Origin of the sequence: Pseudomonas yamanorum, assembly GCF_900105735.1 — a bacterium.
Lineage (GTDB): Bacteria > Pseudomonadota > Gammaproteobacteria > Pseudomonadales > Pseudomonadaceae > Aquipseudomonas > Aquipseudomonas yamanorum.
The window spans coordinates 6961332-6981177 of record NZ_LT629793.1 but is presented as its reverse complement, the minus strand read 5'-3'; the positions used below and the strand labels follow the sequence as shown (position 1 = coordinate 6981177).

Genomic DNA, 19846 nt, shown 5'->3' with positions numbered 1-19846 from the left:
GGTGAAAGCTCCCGCTGCGCCACCAGGCAATGGCGCAGACGTTCAAGAGGTAGGTGACGCTAAAGCCTGGATATTTTTATTTTTATGGGGTGTAACGGTCAGAACGAGACGGCGTGGCTGGCCTTCACGTTGTCCGACGCACTGGCGAGTTTCAAGGTGCGCTTGCCTCGCGGCAGCTCCCAGGATTGGGTCTTCACCGCCCAGTACTGGAGCTTGCGCAGCGGCACGGTGATGGACAGCTCCCGAGTCTCCCCGGCCTTGAGGCTGACCCGATCAAACCCGACCAGGGTCTGCGGCGCGAACTCGGCACCTTCGACCTTGTGTTGCGGTGCACTCAGGTACAGCTGCGGTACTTCATCTCCCGCAACGCCACCACTGTTGGTCAGTTTGAAATCAACCTTGAGGTCGCCATTGCCCAGGCGATAGGTTTGCAGCGCGCTGTAATCAAAGCGGCTATAGGACAACCCATAACCGAATGGGAACAGCGGTGCCTTATGCTGCGACTCAAACCAGCGGTAGCCGATATTGACGCCCTCGGTGTAACGGACCACGCCATCCAGTTGCTGGCCACGCTCGGGGTACTTGGGATCGGTGGCGGGATAGTCCTGCAGGCTGCGGGCCCAGGTAAACGGCAGGCGGCCTGCGGGGTTGCTGCGGCCGGTGAGGATGTTCGCAGTCGCAGGGCCGCCTTCATCACCTGTCCACCACATCTGCACCAGGCCCTTGACCTTGTCCAGCCATGGCAACGCGACCGGGCTGCTGGTGTTGAGCACCACTACGAGATTGGGATTGATCGCGGCGATTTCTTCGATCAGTTTGTCCTGGTCGCCCGGCAGGCCAAACTGTGGGTCGGTACGCGCCCAGGCAAAAAATACGACCTTCTTCGCGCTGCGGGCAGCAGCCAGCGCCTGCGCCCGGTTGGCTTCACGCATGGCCGGCGTGACCCACGCCAGGCGTACTTGAACCGGTGCACCAGACGTGTCGTTATAGGTGCTGACTTCAATCAGATGTTCGCCACGGCTGAGCTTGGCCATGCGCCGCACGTTGTTGAGCCCATCGGTGGTTGGCATCAGGGCATCCTGCCCCGGATGCACCACATCACCGTGCAGGGCGTTTTTCAACGAGCTGCTTTCACCGATGATTTTCCCGTCGACCTTCAGCACGGCACCGGCGCCAAGCATGTGCAGGTTGAGGTTGTAGTCGCCTTCCTGGTCGATGGTCAGGTGGGTTTTCCAGCTTGGCAAGGTGTTTGCCGCCAGGGCATTCGCGCCAGTGAACTGCAGTTGATTGTCACGCTGGTTCTGCCCCTCCTCGACTCTAACCCAACCTGGCTTGCCATCGAACGAAACCCGGTCTGCCGGAATCACGACGCCGGTCATGTCATTGGCCACCGTCACGCTGATCGCGGCATTCGGTTCGATTGCCTTTAGTGCATTGGCCGGCCCGACTTGTAGCTGCGGCATACCGATCGCGTGCTCGGCTGAGACGCCTAGCGCAACCGGCTGGACAGCGCCCGGGCCGATCATCGCCACGCCCGTGAGGTCGTCCTTCGATAGCGGCAGTACGTTGTCCTGGTTTTTCAGCAGCACCGCCGAATGCTCACTGGTGCGGCGCACGATGGCGGACAACCCGGGAACCATCGGGGTCGACTGTGGCTGGTGGCTGCCCTTGTCCAACAGGCCGAAACGCTCCATCTGCCCGAGCACGCGCCTGGCGGCCTTGTCGATGTCCTGTTCCCTGACGGTTTTATCCCGCAGGGCTTCAAACAGGTTGCTCGGCTTCTCGTCGTTGGGGAATTGCCCCAGCAGCACGTTTGGCCTCTGGCCGACCATCCACTCCTCCGGCATGGGCCGAGCGAAGACCTTTTTCATGCTACCCATGGACGTGTGCAGCGCAGGCTGTTGCTGCTCGGTGTTGTCGTAGTAGGAACGCATGATGTCCCAGAATGGGTGCTGTTCATCGATGCGCCCGGGCATCTCCATGTCCATGCCCCGCTTGATGTATTGCGCACTGTGCACGCCGCCCCAGTCAGAGGTGACAAAGCCCTTGAAGCCCATCTGCTTGCGCAGCACCTGTTCCAGCAATTGTTCGTTGCCGCAGGCGAATTCGCCGTTGAGCTTGTTGTAGGAGCACATGATTGACGCTACGCCGGCGTCAACGGCATCCTGGAACGGAGCAAGGTACACCTCGTGCAAGGCTTGCTCGGGGATGCTCACGTCAAAGCCGGTCATGTCATAGCCGACCAGGTGCTTGGCTTGCGCCATCACGCCCTGGCCCTGGATGCCCTTGATCAATCCAGCGCCCATGCTGCCGGTCAGTAGCGGGTCTTCGCCATAGGTGTTCCAGCCGCGCCGAAAGCCCGAGTCGCGGAACATGTTGATGAAGGGCTCCAGCGCCACGTCGATGCCCAAGCGCTTTGCTTCCTCGCCAATCACCGTGCCGTTATCAAAGGCATCCTGTTTGCTGAAGGTGGCGGCCAGGCCCATGGTCGAGGTGGGAATGATCGAGGCCTTGCGGGTCAGGATACCGGGTGGCCCGTCTGCCATGCGCAGGGCTGGCACGCCGAGGCGCGGTACGCCCGGCAGGTAGCCGGCCTGGCCCTGGTTGGTAGCATCCGCTTCGGTCATGCCGCGGATCAGGTTGAACTTGTCGTCCAGGGTCATCTTTTTCAGCAGGGCATCCACCCGGGCCTCATCGGTTTCCCTGGCCATGGACGGCCCCGCCAGGGTTGAACACAACACCGCCGCTGCCAGCGTCGACAGTCGGAAAAAACCAGGGCGTACGCGCCCGTACCGCGTTATTGAGGTAGTCATGAAAAGCTCCGTTACTTCTGGGTTAACGTTGAGTGGGTTCTTTGACAAGCGCCAGGCCCAGCAGGGAAACCAGCCCGCACACAATCAGGTAGAACGCCGGGGCGCTGGGGTTGCCGGTAAGTGAGATCAGCAGCGTGCAGAAGAACTGCGCAAAGCCGCCGAAAATGATGCTGGCCAGGGCATAGGTCACCGAGAGGCCTGTCGCCCGGACCTGGGCGGGGAAAATTTCGGCAAGCAACACCAGCGACGGCACGGTATTGCACACCAGCAACGCCGCCAGGGTACTCGCCACAATCACCAGCGCGGGCAAAGTGGGCGAGTGCTGCAACAGCACGAACGCCGGGTAGATCAACAGCAACAAGGCCAGCCGCGACCAGAAAATCATGCGCTTGCGCCCCCAGCGATCACAGGCTCGGCCGGAAGCCACCGCCAGCGCCACTTGCACGGCACCCGCTGCGCAGCCGGTCCAGATCCCGGCAGACAGCGGCAGGTGTAACTGGGCCACGGCAAAATTCGAGAGGTAATGCAGGATTACATAGGAGGCCGAAGTGCCGCCGATGGCGATCAGGATTCCGGCGACCAACGCACGTTTATGCTCGCCCCAGCTCAAGCGATGGCTGACGTCGTGCTTCACCTGGTCACTTTCCTGCAGGTGCCGGCGCATATACGAGCCCACCGGGATCACCAGCAGCCCGATCACAAATGGCAGACGCCAGCCCCAGGCCATGACCTGTTCCTCGGTCAGGGCGTAGTTCACGCTCAGGCCCACCACTGCACCGAGCAACACGCTCAGGCCTTGGCTGAAGAATTGCCAACTGGTGAAGTAACCTCGTTCGTGGCTGTCAGCTTTTTCCATCAGGTAAGTCGTCGACGCGCCGACCTCGCCGCCAATCGCGAAGCCTTGCAGCAGTCGGGCAAACACGATCAGCAATGGCGCGGCGATACCTATCTGGCCGTAGGTGGGCGTCAGCACAAAAATCAGCGAACCGATGGCCATCAGCCAAAGGGTCAATATCATCGCGGCCTTGCGCCCTACCCGGTCGGCATACTGGCCGAGCAAAATGCTGCCCAACGGGCGCATGAAAAAACCGATGCCATAGGTGGCGAACGCCAGCAGCAGTTGGTTTGAGCCTTCCATGGGAAAGAACTGCTTGCCGATCACCGTGGCGAAAAAGCTGTAGACCGTGAAGTCGTAGAACTCCAGGCCATTGCCGATGGTGACGGCGGCGATGTTGTTTTTCCTGCCGGGCTGGGCCGGTGCCGATGTGCGCGCAGACACGGCGGACGCTTCAGATAAAGTAGTTTCCATGATCGGGTCCGGGCCTCAATTGACAGCAGCAGTGTGCTTGAGCATTTTTTCCACCAGCTTGACCCAGTAGGACGCACCGACCAAAAGGCACTGGTCGTTGAAGTCGAATTTGGGATGGTGACACATGACGTTCTCCGCACTGTCGCCATTGCCGATGATCAGGTAGGAGCCCGGGCATTTTGCCAACATAAAGGCGAAGTCTTCGCTGCCCGTGAGCGGGCGCATATTCTCGATCAGGCCGTCTTCCCCGCACCATTCCAGAGCTGCACTGCGGGCCAGTTCCGTCTCCGCCTCATCATTGACCAGTACCGGGTAACGCCGGTTGTAATGCACGTCTGCGTTGCCACCGTAACTCTGTGCGATGTGCTGCGCCAGGGTAGTAATGCGGGTTTGCAACAGGTCGCGAGTGTCTGCTCGCAACGACCGAACGCTGACCAGCAGCTTGGCGGATGCCGGGATCACATTCGCAGCGGAACCTGCATGAATAGAGCCAACGCTGACGATTGCGGTATCCAGTGGGTCGATATTGCGCGATACCACACTTTGCAGGCACAAGGTCAAAGTAGCCGCGATCACTACCGGATCCACTGTCTTGTGGGGCACTGCTCCATGCCCTCCCACGCCGTTCAGGGTGATCGTCGCCGTGTCGGATGAGGCCATGAACGGCCCGGCGAGAAAGCCCAGCTTGCCCGGGGGGTAGCCCGGCATATTGTGCATGGCGAAGATCGCATCGCACGGAAACAGCTCAAACAAACCCTGTTCGACCATTTCACGGGCGCCGCCCAGGCCTTCTTCCGCCGGCTGGAAGATCACGTTCAGGGTGCCGCTGAAGCGCCGGGTGTTAGCCAATACCCTGGCCGCTGCCAGCAGCGTTGCGGTGTGACCGTCATGGCCGCAGGCGTGCATCTTGCCGGGTTGGGTGCTGGCGTATTCCAGGCCGGTTTCCTCGGCAATTGGCAGCGCATCCATGTCGGCCCGTAAACCGATGCGCGGACCATCACCGTTGCACAACTGCCCGACTACACCGGTGCCCGCCAACCCGCGATGCACCTCAAAGCCCCACTCCTCGAGTTTTTGCGCCACAAGGTCACTGGTTGCAAACTCTTCGAAGCCCAATTCCGGATGCGCGTGGATAGCGTGCCTGATGGCTATCATCTCGTCCTGAATCTGCTCGATCTCTGCCAGAATCTTCATTTTTGTTGTCTCCTCAGACTCGATATTGGGCAGATTCTGACCCGTATTGACAGAATGAAAAGACAACCTTTAGGCTCGATGACAACATTTAGTTGTCATTAGGGTCGACATGAAAACCAACCAGTTCACCGCCTTGGTCGCCGTCGCCGAAACCGGGAGCATCCGCAGTGCGGCCAAATCAGTCGGGCTGACCCAAGCGGCAATCACCCGCACCCTGCGCGACCTTGAGCAGCAGCAAGGGGTGGAACTGCTGGAGCGCACCCACACCGGCGTGCGGTTTACCGAGGCTGGCAAAAGCCTGCTGCACCATGCGCGCCTGATACTCAGCGAGATCGAGAAAGCCAAGGCCGACTTGAACCTGATCCGCAGCGGGCAGGCCGAACGACTGCGCATCGCCATCGCGCCCTTTATCAACTTCACCTTTTTGCCGGAATGCCTGAGCCTCTATCAGCAACAGTATCCCCATGTCTTCCTGGAAGTGTTCGAGGGGTTGCACGGTATTTCCGTGCCGCAGTTGCGGGATGGCTATCTGGATTTCGCGCTGATCCAGGCAAGTAACTTCATCACTGAAAACGAGTTCTCGATCGAACCGTTGTTTTCCTATCAGGCCCATGTGGTGGGGCGTAACGATCACCCACTGCGACACTCCGGCTCTATCGATGAACTGAATGCCATGAAATGGCTGGCCAATTACCCACCTTCGCTGCACAACACCTTTATCAGCGACCTGAACCGCGAGTTTCGCTTGTCACCGCCACCCAGCCACGTGGTGAGCGTGCACTCGGCGGGGATTCTGCTGCCGGTGCTACTGCAGACGGATTCGCTGACGGTGCTGCCGGACCTGCTGCTCAAGTCCGAGTGTTTTGCCGATGCGGTGGCGCCGTTGAGTGCGTTCAAGGGTTCAAAATCGAGGATCCTCGGGGTGGTCAGCCGCCGAGGTAACGTGCGCAGCAAGGCTGCCACTGCGTTCGTTGCCGTGTTGAAGCAGGTGATCAAGCAGCACGCCAGGAGGCCAGGCTCACCGTTCAGCGAGATGCTGTCACCGAAGGATCTGTTCTATTAAATCGCCTATGGTTAGTTGGCTCTTAATAACTATCAAAGTGCCACTTTGTAAAAGATTAAATATATCTACATCCAGCGCCCATAAAAAAACCGCCGCAGAGACTGCGGCGGCAAACCAAAGGATGTTGTCGAAGCAGAGCGGCTAAGACAGGGTTGAAACTACAGCAACGTGCGCGTACGCACAGTGAATTTTAATTAATCGAGTTTAATCAGTCGTGCACCTGTGCATGCAACTATTGGCAATTAAACTATCCACGAAAACAACAGGTTAGTTAAACAAACACGGTTGATCGTGGACTTCCGTTTTACTTTGCTGTTTCGCCGAAAAGGCTCAGGTTTGCCCTGGGCCTTTTTTTCGGGGACCATATCGGCCTTCTTTCTGACGTCATCCAAGGGAATCGCATGGCCAACAACGACCTCGCCTTCACCCCCGACCTCGACCCTGACTCCATCTCCTCCGACGTCATCGGCTTCAACGGCATCCTCGTCTCCACGCAAATCCCTACCCGCGCCGACGGCAGCCTGGAGCTTGGCGATATCACCCTGCAAAGCGAATGCACTCTGCAAGCCCTGAAGGTTGCGCTGGAACGCGCCGGCAGTTCGATTGACCGGGTCATGCATTTGACCATCTACCTGACCGACATGGCCGACCGCGCCGCTTTCAATGAAGTCTACAAGCGCTACTTCGCCAAGCCTTGGCCGGTGCGTGCGGCGGTTGGTGTTGCCGCCCTGGCCGTCGAAGGCATGCGGGTTGAAGTCACTGCGATGGCCGCCAAGGGCTGATCAGGAGCGTCGTTCAATATTCGACGCCGCCGGTAGCCAGCGCAGCAGATCCACATCATTCATGGGCCGGGCGAACAGGTAGCCCTGCCCTTGAGTGCATCCCATCGCGAGCAACGACTCGCGCTGCTCCTCCGTCTCGATGCCTTCCACTACCACGGACATCCCCAGGGTTTCACCCAATGCCAGGGTACTGCTGACGATTGCCTGGCAGCGCGGTTCGTGGAGCAAGGTGCGGATAAACTCCCCGTCGAGCTTGATCTCGTTGAACGGCAACTGGCACAGGCGCTGCAACGACGAGAAGCCTGCACCAAAGTCGTCGATGGACAACTTGCAGCCCATCATGCGCAGGCGCACCAGGGTTTCCAGGCTGGTGGCCGGGGCTTCCAGCAGGCCACTTTCGGTGAGTTCGAAGGTCACGCTGGCAGGTGCCGTCTGGTGCAGCGAGAGGATGCCCTTGATCACTGCGGTCAGGTTGCTGTTGGTCAACTGGCTGGCATTCAGGTTGAACGACAGGTCAAGCGCCAGCCCGGCGTTTTTCGCCAGTCGCTGCAGGCTCAGGGCCTGGTTCATCTGCATGAACAACAGCGTATCCAGCAAGCCGCAGCGCTCCAGCACCGGCATGAACACGGCCGGCGACAGGATGCCGCGCAACGGGTGCACCCAGCGGGTCAGCACCTCTACGCCGCAGACGTCATCGGTATGCAGGTCGACCTTGGGCTGGTACCAGGCCTGCAGTTGCTGTTCGTTGAGGGCCCACCGCACTTCTTCATCGCTGGCCAGGCGTACCGGTGCAGCCTTGGGTGGCGCGACACCAGGGCCACTGGAGCGCTTTTTTAGCAGGGTCTCCAGGGCGTGGGCCTGCAACGGCTTGCCGACGTCACCGAGCATTTCCAGGCCCAGCAACGAAACGATCTGCTGCACCGTGCGGCGCACATCGGCCGACAGTGAGCTGCTGATAATCACCGAGCCGACCAGTCCCGAGTGCCCCACCTGCTGAAGAAACTCCAGGCCATCCATGCCGTCCATGCACAGGTCGCACAGGGCAATATCCACCCCGCCCACCTGTTGCAGCACCGTCAGCGCCTGCACACCGTCTGCGGCCTCGAATACCTCGTGGCAACCCAGTTGGCGCAGCAGGCTCACTGCGACGGCACGTTGAAAAGGATGATCCTCGAGTACCAGCACGCGTATGGGAAAACTCGTCATTGAAGTCGGCTCATCTGAAAGGAATAAGGTCGCCCGGGTATGACGCCGGGCGTGTCGCAGCGGTTTAGAGCACGGGCAACTTGACGATTTGCTCGGTGGTCATCACATCGCCGAAGGTGTCCTCGACTTCGGCCAGTGCCGATTGATGCAAGGCGTCCTTGTCGACGCTTTGGCCATTGAGACGGGTGATCGCACGGGTGGCAGAAGCATCGGAAGCAACGATCACGTTGAAACCCAGTGGCGCTGCATCACGGGCGGCACCGGCGACACAGGCGTGGGTCATCAGGCCGCTGATGATCAGCGTGTTGATCCCGGCCTTGCTCAGTTGTGTGGCCAGGTCGGTGCTGGCGAACACGCTTACGGTGTTCTTCTGCACCACGTGGTCCTGAGGGCGTGGCTGCATGTCCTTGTGGAACTTTACGGTCTCGCCATCAATGGCGAATACCGCAGCACCGGCCGGCGACACGTGCTGCACGTGGTAGACCGGGATCTTGTGGCTGTCGGCGTAGTTGATCAGCTCGCGGGTTTTCGCCAGGGCACTGGCGCCATCCGGGATTGGCATGCGCCCGGTGAAGTATTCGTTCTGGAAGTCGATCACGATCAGCGCGGTCTTGGCGGCCGGCAATTGCTTGATCTGCTCGGCACCCGACATGGCGCGGATGGTCGGGTGATCGTTGGCAATAGCAGCACCGCTGGCAACCACGGTGGAGAGCACGCAAGCGGCCATGAAGCGACGGGTAAAACGTTGCATGGGGGTTTTTCCTATTTGTAGGTGATGGTGAAGTTCGCGGTGGCGTTGGCAATACCGGGCTGCGGCCCGGAGGCGTCGCCGGCGGTCTGGATGTAGCGGGCACCGAACTGCAGGTTGGTGGTGCCGTCCTGGACCGGCATGATCGGTACGTCGACGCCCAGCGGCAGCACGGTTCCGTCCTGCTTGAGCACCTGTACCGCCACGCCGCTGGCGGTGGCTTCGGAGTTGAGCCCCAGGATTCCCTGGCCGGCATCGACAATCACCGACCCCTTGGCGCCATCCAGGCGGATGTTGGCGGTGTTGCCCTGGAAGTAGTTCCAGGTCGGGTTCCCCGCGTACGTCCCGGCAATGCAGTTATTCAGCGGGATATTGAAACTTTCGGTTGGCGTGACGCTGCCGGGACCGTTGAACACGCGCTTTTCCCAGTTGTTCAACGGAACGTCGATGATGCTGCCCACGCCTTCGGGCATGCTGCAGCCGGCCACGGTCACGCTGCCGGTCAGGCGACCGTCGATCCAGTCGAACGGCGTACCATTGTTGTTGATCGTGACGGTGTACACCTGCAGGTTCCCAAAATCATTGACGCCTGCCGGGATCGGTCCGGTTTTGATCAGGATCAGGCTGTTATTGGTATTGGAGGCGAAACCACCGGTATTGCAGCCGACGTACGTCAGCGGGAAGTACCAGTTGCCGGAGGTCCGGCACAGAAAGCTGGGGCGGCTTTCGTTGACCACGCCTACCCCGATCCCCGGTATGTTCGTCGCGTACAGTTGGCTGCCTTGCACCGCGCCAATGGCAGCGGTGACTGCGGGTAACTTGGCACCGAGCATGTTGGCCTGGATTGAAAACGGTACCGTCGTCGTGCAGTTGATGATCGGGAAGCGGGTGTACTTGACCAGCCCGATGGTTGACCCCACCGGCGCATCCTGAGGAATGTACACATCCCCGATGGGGTGTACGCTCTGGGTCGCGCTGGTAGACGCACAGTCGGCCAACGCCATCTCTGACAGGGCAAACGGTGCCACCGCCAGCGCGCTCAACAGCACGCGTTTTTTCCACTTGTTTATCTGTTTCATGGACGAACTCCTACGCACACAGCGTCCATCACCCGATAACCGTCGGTGGCTGGCGTGCTGCTGATATCCAAATTGATTTCACACTGCTGCGCGGCTTTGCCACCCCATTTCATGGTGTAGGTGACACCTTTGCCCGCCGACAGCAGCACTTGTCCGGCCTGGCCGACCACGCCGACACTGGCGCCCTGGTCGTCCTGCACGGTGGTGCCGAAAGGCAAGAGCGAGCCGTTCTGCAGGCGGACGTTGAGCAGTATTTTTTCCGATCGGCCGGCGGCGAATACCGCCTTGACCACCGCACCGCGACGCGGCACCACGTTGGTCACGCCTTCGGCGATGTCGACGCTGGTGTCCAGTTCGCTGGTGTCCACGGCCACGCGGTTCTTGCGATACGGCGTGACGTACGGCACCAGGGCGTATCCGCGGTCATTGGTCAGGGTGCCCGGGGCATTCAGCAGGCCGACCTTCGGCGTGTCCTTGACCTCCACCAGCGCCACGGTTTCACCCAGGGTTTGGCCGAATTCCACGCCATCGGCATGGGCCAGCACCGAGCCCGCCGCGCTGACCGAGGTCTGCCGGTAGCCCGAGCCGACGCTCACACCGGCGCCCAACTGGGCAAACGGTGCACGGTAGCCCAGCAGTGCCGAACCGTTGTTACCGGTGTTTTCCACGCGGTTGGCGTTGACGTTGTAGTTCAGGTTGCCATCGCGACCACTGAGGCCGGCCCGTTGATCCAGGCTGCCGTCATTGTTGCGGGTGACGCTGAACGTACCGGTGCTGCGGGTTTGTCCCAGGGGCATGGACACAGTGAAGACCACCTGGTTGTTGGAGCCGAAGTCGTCTGTCAGGGTCTTGCTGGCGTACACGCCATAGGTCACGCCCTTGTACTGGGTGTTGAAACCCAGCTGCATCTGCTTGTCTTCACGGGACGTGCCCCAGTAGTTCTGCTTGCTCAGGTTCAAGTACAGCGAGCCGTAGTTGTCCAGGGCCTGGTTGACGCTGGCCTCGACCTTGCTGCGCTTGGAGAACTGGCTGTAGTCGTTGGGTTGCTGCAAATCCACGGCTTCGCTGAAGTCGCGATAGCCTTCGGTGGAATAGCGGTAACCGGCGAAGCGCACCGAGGTGCCGCTTTCAAATGCCTTCCCGTAGCGCAGGCCGATGCTCTGGCCTTTTTTGCTGTCGCCTTGGGTGGTGACGGCCTTGGGCACGTCGGTCTGCGCCTGGGTGACGTCGACCGAGACGGCGCCGATGCTGCCCAGGCTCTTGCCCACGCCAACCACACCGGCACGGTAAAAATCAGCCCCCAGAAAGCCGCCGTACAGGGTCAGGTCGAACGGCAAGCCATAGGCCAGGGACGCCTGGGTAAACATCGGCCGCTCGCCGCCGTTGGCCGAGTTGTATTCGCCCACAGTCGCGCTATAGCGCCAGGTGTTTTCCCGCAGCATGTTGGCCAGGGTTGCGTACGGCTGGGTGAAACGTCGTTCACGGCCGTCGGCTTCGGTGATGATCACTTCCAGGTCGCCGCTGCCCGAGGCGGCGTTGAGGTCGTTGATTTCAAACGCACCCGGCGCCACGTAAGTGGTGTACAGCGAGTAGCCGTTCTGGCGCACTTCGACCTTGGCCTGGGTTTCGGCAATGCCACGGATCACCGGGGCGTAGCCCTGCATCGAGTCCGGCAACATGCCCATGTCCGAGGCCAGTTGCACACCGCGAAACGGCACGCTGTCGAACACATCGCCAGGTGTGAAGCTCTCGCCCATCGTCAGCGTGGCCTTCAGCGGCGTGATGTCCCGTTGCGCGTAGGTATTGCTGCGCTGCCACTGGCGGCCACCTTCATCGCCCTGGCGGAACGAGGAGCTGGAGCGAAAACGCCAGTCGCCGAGGTTGAAACCACCGGTGGCATACAGGTTGTACTGGTTGCCGGTGCCTCGGGCGTCGCTGTTGGTTTGCGCAGCGGAAAACTGGTAGTTGAGCATCGCGGCGTTGATGCCGCGGTCCCATTCCGACGGTGCCACGTAGCCGGCCGCATCCCGGCTCAGGGCGATCTGCGGCACGCTGATATCCAGGGCCAGGTAGTTGGCGTTGAAGGTCACCGAGGCGCCTTCGATCAGAGCTGCCAGGTCGATGCACGCGGGCAGTGTTTCGCCGGGCACCTTGAACGCCTCCAGCTTCACCCCGAGTTCCTTGAGAAAAGCCTCGGACAGGCATACACGTACGTCACTGCCCTGCTCATCCTTGATGAAGGTCATGTCACGCCGGTCGAAAAAGCTCTGGTTCAGGCGAATCAGCACCGGGTAGGTACCAGGACCGATGCTGCCGCTGTTGGCCACCGCATCCAGGTCAAGGTTGGGCCCGGCCCCGGCGCCGCCAAACGACTGCATGAAGCCGGCGTCGAACTTGGCAGGCTCACCGGCCACGGCCAACTCACCGGCACAGGCGGCGGCCACGGCGACCCACAAAGGCAAACGACTAAAGCTGAAGGAGTTATCGATTCGCATGGCAATACCCGGCCGCCGCGCCACAGTCGTGGCACGCGCAAACGTCTACAGGAAGAAAAGGAATCAGCGGTTCAGTGGCACGGTCTGCGGCTCGCTGTAGCCGCCGTAATCATTGATGGCCGAGAACACCACTTCGCCGGTTGTGCCTTTGAAGCCCGGCAGCGGATAACGCTGGCTGCTCATCGGCGCGACCATCGTCGGCTCGTTGACCTCGACGCTCTGGCCGGCAGACTTGGCAGTCACGCCAATGAACGAGATATGGAACGGCGACGGGTTATTGACCACTAGCACGGCCCTGCCCTGTTCCTGCGCGAGGCTCCAGGTCAGCTGCGACGGTGCTTCCATCGCATTGCCCTTGAGACCGGCCGGGCGATAGAACAATTTGACGCGGGTGCGCATGGCAATCTTCAGCGTATTGGCGTTGCCTTCGCTGGCCACCGGGATTTCCTGGGCGTTGAAATAGAACACCGATTCACGGTCGCTCGGCAGGTTGCCGGCGACTTTCTGGATTCGCACCATTTGCTCTTTGCGCGGGTCCAGGCGGAACAGCGGCGGCGTCGACACAAAGGGCGTGGCGGTGGTCATGTCATCGGCTTCGGTGTTGACCCAGGTCTGCACCATGTACGGCTGCGCCGTGGTGTTGCTGACGGTGATCGACGCGTCGCGTTTGTTGCCGTCGAACACGATCCGCGTGCCGCCGAGCATCACACCGGCCTGGCTGGCCGTGCTGAGCAGCGCAGTACTGAGCAACAGCGCCAGGGCCGATGCCTTCTTGAAGGGGGAAACGTTCATTTCGATCATCCTCTTGCCGTGAGCGAGGGGATGGCCGCTGCGCGCTTCAGCGCTGCAGCGGCGCATCAACAGGGCTTACTGGTACTCGACGGTGAACGCAGCCTTGGCGTTGGCCGGGCCGGAGGTCGCAATGCCGGTAGCGATGTAGTTGGCGGTGAAGCGCAGCGGTTGGGTCAGGTCCAGGTACGGAGCCGATTCCAGGCCCAGTTGCACGTCCCTGTCCGTGGCGTCCTTGATCTGTACCGCAACGTTGGTGGCGTGACCGGCGTCTGGGGTGATGCCGATCCACTGGCCGCTGGCGCCGGCAGTGCCGCTCAGGGACAGGAACTTGACCACGGCGCTCTTGCCGGTGACGCTGCAACCTGGGGCGTTAGTGTCAATAGTCAGGGAGAACGCGCCGCCACCGGCAACAGCACCAACGGTAGCCAGGGAAGTGGCGGGCACGTCGCCCAGGCCCACATCGCCAGCACCGACCGAACCGTTCAGGTCAGTCACGACCACCGGGCAGGTGTTGTCGGTTACGGAACCGACGAAGTTGATTTCACCGTCAGCAGCCATGGCAGCCTGGGAACCAGCGGCGAGGATGACAGCGGCAAACAGACCTTTAAGCGCAAACTTGTTCATAACGTAATCCAGATAGTGAGGAAAGTCTGAAGCCCGATGAGGGCTTCAATCAGGTTGCAAGGCCCGGTCCGCTTGGTCGGTGGGGCCGTTCAACGAGGCTCAGTATCGGGTGTGGGGTGGGTTGACTACGTATGAATGGTGCCGCGTTCTTGTAGGAAATTTCCTACCGGTAATTCAAGCCAGATAGCGCTCCAGCCGTTCGCCGAGCTGCTCCATCTGTTGATGCAATGCATCCACTGTCTCGGTCAGTCGCATGGGGTCTGCTTGTCGGGTGGCGGCTTCCAGGTCTTCGCAGCAGCGGATCAGTACTCGGGCCTTGATGATCCGCGCGCCCCCTTTGACCCGATGCGCGATGTCCGCCAGGCCTTGCAGGTCGTGGCGGGTGAACAGTTGCATCAGGCGCGCCATGTCCTGCTCATTGCTGGCGGCGAGGTCACCCAACAAGCTTTTGATCGAAGCAATGTTGCCGCCGGCCAGGTGCTCGACGCTGGTCAGGTCAATATCGTCATCTGCGGCAAATCCTGGGTGTCCACTCCCCGGCTCCGTTGCCAGGCCTGCCAGGCGCGCGCTCAAATCCTTGAGGCTGATGGGCTTGAACAGGCAGTCATCCATGCCGGCGGCCAGGCACCGGCCCTTCTCTTCCGGCTGTGCATTGGCGGTAAAACCAAGGATCAGGCTCGGTGGCAATCCACGGGCCGCCTCGTCGGCACGAATGGCCCGGGCCAGTTCGTAGCCGTTCATCAGGGGCATATTGCAGTCAGTGATCACCACGTCGAATTGCCCGTTGCGCCAGGCCCGCAAGCCATGGGCACCGTCCTCGGCATCCTCGACCCGGTGGCCCAGATAGTTGAGTTGCTGGGTCAGTAACTGACGGTTGGCCGGGTAATCATCAATCACCAAAATGTTCAACGCGTGGCTCATTACTGTCGGCTCGTCCTCGACGGGAGCAATGTCTGCCAACGGCTCAAGGATGGTCAGGTCCAGCCTCACGTCGATGCGCGTGCCCTGGCCCAAGGTGCTGTCGAGGGTCAGTCGCCCGCCCATCATTTCGCAGAGTGTGCGGCTGATGACCAAACCCAGGCCGGAGCCGCTACGTGCGGACTGGTCATTGTTGCTGGCCTGGGTAAAGGGGCTGAACAGGCGTTTCTGGTCCTCTTCGCCAATGCCCATGCCCGAGTCTTCCACCTGCAGCCTTACGCCCAGCTGTTCCTTGCCCGCCTCCGTTCGCACACTCAAGCGCACGTGGCCCTGGGCGGTGAACTTGATGGCGTTGCTCAACAGGTTGGACACGATCTGCTTGAAGCGCAGCGGGTCGATCAACACATCACGGTTGACGCCGGCATCCAGGTCCAGTTGCAGTTGCAGCTGTTTCTGCCGTGCCAGGCCTTCGAAAATGCGCACCACCGACTCCAACAACTCCCGCAGGTTGGCGCGCTCGGGGTTCAGGGACAGACGCCCGGACTCGATGCGGGCAATGTCAAGGATGTCGCCGATCAGGTCCAGCAAGCCGCGTGCTGCGCCGGATGCGACATCAATCGCGAAGCGATCCATCACGCCCTGGTCAGCCTTTTTCGTCGCCAGCTCGAGCATGCCGATCACCGCGTTCATCGGTGTGCGGATCTCATGGCTCATGGTCGCCAGGAAGGTGGTCTTGGCGCGATTGGCGGCGTGAACGTCCTCCAGCAGGCGCTGGCGCTCGCTGATATCAATCCAGCCGGCAATCATGCCGCTGACTTCGCCGGTACTGCTGCGGTACGGCAGCATCCAGTGGTAAATGGTCAGTACGCGGCCATCGGGCATGATCAGGCTGCGATCCTGCAACTGCGCCTCACCGCTTTCCATCACTTGCAGGTAATCCCGGTGATATGCGGCGGCCTCATCCGGGTCGCCCAGCACACCGTCCAGTACGGTCTTGCCGATCACCTGCTCGCGTTCCACCTGGAACACTTCCAGGTAACCACTGTTGCAGATCAGCAACTTGCCCTGGCGATCACGCACATAGATCGGGTGCGGCGTGCCGTTGATCAAGACTCGCATGAACTCAACCTGATCGCTCAACGCCTGCTCGGCCTGCTTGCGCTTGCGCATCAACATCCGCAGGTAGGCGATCCAGCCCAGGGCAGTCACCAGCAACACGGCGGCAATCCCAAAGCCCTGGATAATTGCGCTGCGGTTGCGCAGCCAGTAGCTGTCGCCTACCACCACTTCGCTGCGCCAGCGATTGGTCAACTCGTCCATTTCCTCGGGGGCGATGCTGAGCAGCGCCTTGTCCAGGATCGAGAACAATTCCAGCGAGCCGCGGGCCGTGGCAAAGGCCATGCGCGAGTTGGTTACACCCACGGTGCTGGTGATACGCAAGCGGTCACGGTATTGCCGGGAAATCATATAGCGCGCGGTAATCAGCGAATTGACTGCCGCATCGGCCTCGCCATTGGCGACTTTCTCCATGGCGTCATGGGCGCTGTCGGCATCTACCAGGCGGATGTCCGGGTATTGCTCGGTCAGCATGTCGCGGCTGGAATCACCGCTGATCACCGCCAGGCGCTTGCCGTGCATATCGTCCAAGGTATTGGGGCTGCTCGGTGCAGTACGAGTGACCAGGACAAAGGGCGTGGCCAGGTACGGACGGGTAAAGCGCAGGACCGCTTCGCGCTCCTCGCTGGGGGTGATGGTGATGAGCAGGTCGGCCTTGTTGCTGGTGATGGCGTCGATCATCTCGCGCACCGAACTCACCCGCTGGATATCGAACTTCAAGCCCGTGCGCAGGGCCACCTTGGCCAGGACGTCGGCACTGATGCCGCGGAATTCGCCTTCGGCGCTGTAGAACGACATCGGCAGGAAGTCTTCATCAATCGCCACGCGCAATCGGGGATTCTTGTCCAGCCAGCGCTGTTCACTGACACTGAAATGCAGGGGATGCTGGCCTGGCATGCTTGCCCCCCCGGCGCTCCAGCGGCGCAGGATGGTCTGGCGCTCGGTGACCGGGATCGCCGCCAGTGACGCATTGATAATCCGCAGCAGGCGCGTGTTGTCGCGCTTGACCGAAAAGGAAAAATTGCTGACCTCCATGCGCGAGAAGTCGGCCAGTTGCACGTTGTTCAGGTAGTTGCGGTTGATCAGATAATTGGCGCTGATCGCATCGCCCAGGTATACGTCGGCCTGGCCGAATGCCACGGCGCCGATGGCGCTGAGGGTGGACGGGTAAAGCTGCAAGCTGGCCTTGGGGTAGAAGTCTTCGACCGCTTTGGGCGGCAGATAGTGATAGAGCATCGCCACACGCTTGCCGGCCAGTTCCGGGTCGAGGTTCTGGCTGTCACCGACCCGGCTGACCAGGGTCGGCTGATCCTCGGCATAGGCGTCGGAAAGTTGAAGCTGCGGGTCGGCTGCCTCAAAACCGTTGGAGCTGCCCAGCATATCGACATCACCCGCCTTGAGCGCAGCCAACACCCCATTGCGTGAGGCATACCGTTGCACCCGCACTTTCACGTGCAGCAACTGCTCCATCAACTGCGCGTAGTCGGCCGTGATGCCTTCGTAGTCATGGCGATTGCTGGTGATGCTGAACGGCGAGTAGTCCGGCGCCGACGAGCCGAGCACCAGCGTGCCTTTGCCGCGCAGCCATCTCCAGTCGGCCTCGTCGAGGCCCACACTGTAGTCGCTGACGTCGGAACGCCCGTGCAGCTTGAGCATTTGCGGCGCCGCCAGGGCGTTGCCCAGGCCACAGAGCAACAGGAAACCCAGCAGGCCGTGTCGAAGAAGTGTGTTCATTCAGATGAGGTTGTTGCGCTTGGCAAAGTCGGCCAGGTACACCACCGATTTGACGTTGAGTTTTTCGATCAGGCGCGTCTTGTAGGTACTGACCGTCTTGTTGCTGATCAGCATGGCGTCGCCGATTTCCTTGTTGGTCAAGCCCTGGGACAGTTGTTGCAGGATGGTCAATTCGCGGTCAGAGAGGTTCTGGATCAGATCATGATCAGTGGCTTCCAGATCACTGCGCCGTACCGAGCTGTGGGCCAGGTTGGGGAAGAAGGTGTAGCCGTCCATCACCGCCTTGATCGCCTTGGTCACCTCCTCCATGTCGTTCGTCTTGGAAATGAACCCGGCCGCACCGGCTTTCATGCAGCGCATGGAATAGAACAGTGCCGACTGAGAGGTGAACACAAGGATTTTGCTCGGCAGGCGCAGGGATGCGATGCGGTTGAGCACTTCAAGGCCGTCGAGCTTGGGCATGCCGATGTCGAGAATGATCAGGTCGGGCACATGCTCCCGGGCCAGTTGCACCGCATCGGCGCCATTATCGGCCTCGGCGACTACTTCGAACTGAAACTGGCTGAGCAGCATTTTGACGGAAGAGCGAATGAAGGGATGGTCGTCCACAACCAAAGCGGTATACATGTAACCTCCTGTAGGGCGCGCCGGAAAGCTCCGGTGACAGAAGCACCTGTGACGCAAAACGATGGATAAGCGACCAGCCGACGCCTCGCTCAAGTTACACGAACACGACTGAAGTGTAGGAAAATTCTGAAGTTTTGCCGCCTAGCCCACCGGCGAACTTAACGGCTGCACATCTTCCCGCGCCAGCCAATGCAGCAGGTCGTGGCCGGTCATCGGCCGGGCGAGGAAAAAACCCTGCCCCACCTCGCAGCCCAGGCTGATCAGCGCGTCGCGAATATGCCGGTTGCTGACGCCTTCGATCACCAGGCTCATGTCCAGCGAGCGGGCCAGCGCCAGGGTGCTGCCGACCATGGCCTGACTGCGTGGTTCGTTGAGGGTGCGGATAAGGTCGCCATCGAGCTTGATCTGGTTGAACGGCAACTGGCACAGCAGCTTGAGTGACGAGAACCCCACGCCAAAATCATCAATCGACAAGCCGCAGCCCATCAAGCGCAGGCGCAGCAGGTTTTCCTGCGTCGGCGGCTGCAGGTCCAGCAAGCCGTTTTCGGCCAGCTCGAACACCAGCACCGAAGCGCACAGGCCGTGGCGTTGCAGGGCACCCTGGATATGCTCGATCAGGCCGTGGCGGGCCAGTTGGGATGCATGCAGGTTGAACGACATTTCCAGCACGGCGCCCTGGCGATGCAGCACGGCGAGCAATTTCAGACCTTGCTCCAGCAGTTGCTTGAACATTTCATCAATCAGGTCATAGGCCAGCACTGCCGCGAGGAAATCCTTGGGCAGCAGCAAGCCCCGGGCCGGATGTTCCCAGCGTACCAGCGCCTCGACGCCTGCGAGGCTGCCATCGTTCATCATCCGCTTGGGCTGGAACCAGCCGCGGAACTCGCCCAGGGCCAGGCCCAGTTGGATCTCTTCTTCGCTGGGCAATGGGACCCGGCTCGCGGGGTTGAGTACGGGCGGCGGTGCCGCGCGATAGCGTTTAAGCAAGTGATCCAGTGCCGGCAGTTGCAACGGCGTGCTCAAGATACCCAACAGCTGCACACCCGATAAAAACTCCAGATGCCCCAGGGCCCGGCGCAACTCCGGGCGCAGCTCATTGGACAATCCAACGGCCTGCACCAGGCCGATCTGGCTGGCATAGCGCAGGAATTCCACCTGCTCGGAGCCCTTGTCCCCCAGGTTGCAAAGCACGATATCCACGCCGCCCGTGCGCTGCATCTGGATTATTGCCTGTTCGCTATTGCTGGCTTGCAACACCTCCCGCACCTCGAGCCGTCGCAACATATTGACCAGGGCGCTGCGCTGGGAACTGTGGTTTTCCATAACCAGGACACGTGGTGGGGCCA

Annotated in this window: 14 protein-coding genes; 2 read left to right on the top strand and 12 right to left on the bottom strand. The window is 60.8% G+C overall.

What is annotated here, in order from left to right; translation table 11 throughout:
- Positions 1 to 98 precede the first annotated feature (98 nt).
- The 3 genes from BLU46_RS32260 to BLU46_RS32250 are packed head-to-tail and all read right to left on the bottom strand — an operon-like array spanning position 99 to position 5316.
- Positions 99 to 2813: a glycoside hydrolase family 3 protein gene (locus tag BLU46_RS32260; RefSeq protein WP_231988844.1), complete on the bottom strand. Its 2715-nt coding sequence runs from the start codon at positions 2811 to 2813 to the stop codon at positions 99 to 101.
- A 22-nt stretch (positions 2814 to 2835) separates the two neighbouring features.
- Entirely contained in the window at positions 2836 to 4122 is a 1287-nt protein-coding gene (locus tag BLU46_RS32255) for an MFS transporter (RefSeq protein ID WP_063030236.1), read from the bottom strand.
- A 15-nt stretch (positions 4123 to 4137) separates the two neighbouring features.
- Positions 4138 to 5316: a M20 aminoacylase family protein gene (locus tag BLU46_RS32250; protein ID WP_063030238.1), complete on the bottom strand. Its 1179-nt coding sequence runs from the start codon at positions 5314 to 5316 to the stop codon at positions 4138 to 4140.
- Positions 5317 to 5425: 109 nt separating this feature from the next.
- On the opposite strand from BLU46_RS32250, the gene BLU46_RS32245 reads away from it, so the two are divergent.
- On the top strand, positions 5426 to 6379 hold the full coding sequence (locus BLU46_RS32245; RefSeq protein ID WP_063030240.1) for a LysR family transcriptional regulator: 954 nt from the start codon (positions 5426 to 5428) through the stop codon (positions 6377 to 6379).
- Positions 6380 to 6780: 401 nt separating this feature from the next.
- Positions 6781 to 7161: a RidA family protein gene (locus tag BLU46_RS32240; RefSeq protein WP_063030242.1), complete on the top strand. Its 381-nt coding sequence runs from the start codon at positions 6781 to 6783 to the stop codon at positions 7159 to 7161.
- Here the strand turns inward: BLU46_RS32240 and BLU46_RS32235 are convergent, their stop codons facing one another.
- From BLU46_RS32235 to BLU46_RS32195, 9 genes are all read right to left on the bottom strand, one after another.
- Positions 7162 to 8367, bottom strand: a complete 1206-nt coding sequence (locus BLU46_RS32235) for an EAL domain-containing response regulator (RefSeq protein ID WP_093209901.1) — start codon at positions 8365 to 8367, stop codon at positions 7162 to 7164.
- Positions 8368 to 8431: 64 nt separating this feature from the next.
- Positions 8432 to 9118 carry a cysteine hydrolase family protein gene (locus tag BLU46_RS32230; RefSeq protein WP_063030246.1) on the bottom strand — a complete coding sequence of 229 codons (687 nt, stop codon included), beginning with the start codon at positions 9116 to 9118 and terminating at the stop codon, positions 8432 to 8434.
- 11 nt (positions 9119 to 9129) lie between these two features.
- Complete coding sequence (locus BLU46_RS32225; RefSeq protein WP_093209899.1) at positions 9130 to 10194, bottom strand: fimbrial protein; 1065 nt, start codon at positions 10192 to 10194, stop codon at positions 9130 to 9132.
- On the bottom strand, positions 10191 to 12689 hold the full coding sequence (locus tag BLU46_RS32220) for a fimbria/pilus outer membrane usher protein (protein WP_093209897.1): 2499 nt from the start codon (positions 12687 to 12689) through the stop codon (positions 10191 to 10193). The genes BLU46_RS32225 and BLU46_RS32220 overlap by 4 nt, the downstream gene beginning before the upstream one ends.
- 63 nt (positions 12690 to 12752) lie before the next feature.
- A complete protein-coding gene (locus BLU46_RS32215) occupies positions 12753 to 13481 on the bottom strand; it encodes a fimbrial biogenesis chaperone (protein WP_231988843.1) in 729 nt (242 codons plus the stop codon).
- Positions 13482 to 13556: 75 nt separating this feature from the next.
- Positions 13557 to 14105 carry a fimbrial protein gene (locus BLU46_RS32210; RefSeq protein ID WP_063030252.1) on the bottom strand — a complete coding sequence of 183 codons (549 nt, stop codon included), beginning with the start codon at positions 14103 to 14105 and terminating at the stop codon, positions 13557 to 13559.
- A 174-nt stretch (positions 14106 to 14279) separates the two neighbouring features.
- The gene (locus tag BLU46_RS32205) at positions 14280 to 17873 is read right to left on the bottom strand and encodes a transporter substrate-binding domain-containing protein (protein ID WP_093209895.1); all 3594 of its coding nucleotides are present in this window, start codon (positions 17871 to 17873) and stop codon (positions 14280 to 14282) included.
- Positions 17874 to 18500, bottom strand: a complete 627-nt coding sequence (locus BLU46_RS32200) for a response regulator transcription factor (protein ID WP_063030256.1) — start codon at positions 18498 to 18500, stop codon at positions 17874 to 17876.
- 141 nt (positions 18501 to 18641) lie between these two features.
- A complete protein-coding gene (locus BLU46_RS32195) occupies positions 18642 to 19823 on the bottom strand; it encodes an EAL domain-containing response regulator (RefSeq protein WP_231988842.1) in 1182 nt (393 codons plus the stop codon).
- Between the last annotated feature and the right edge of the window lie 23 nt (positions 19824 to 19846).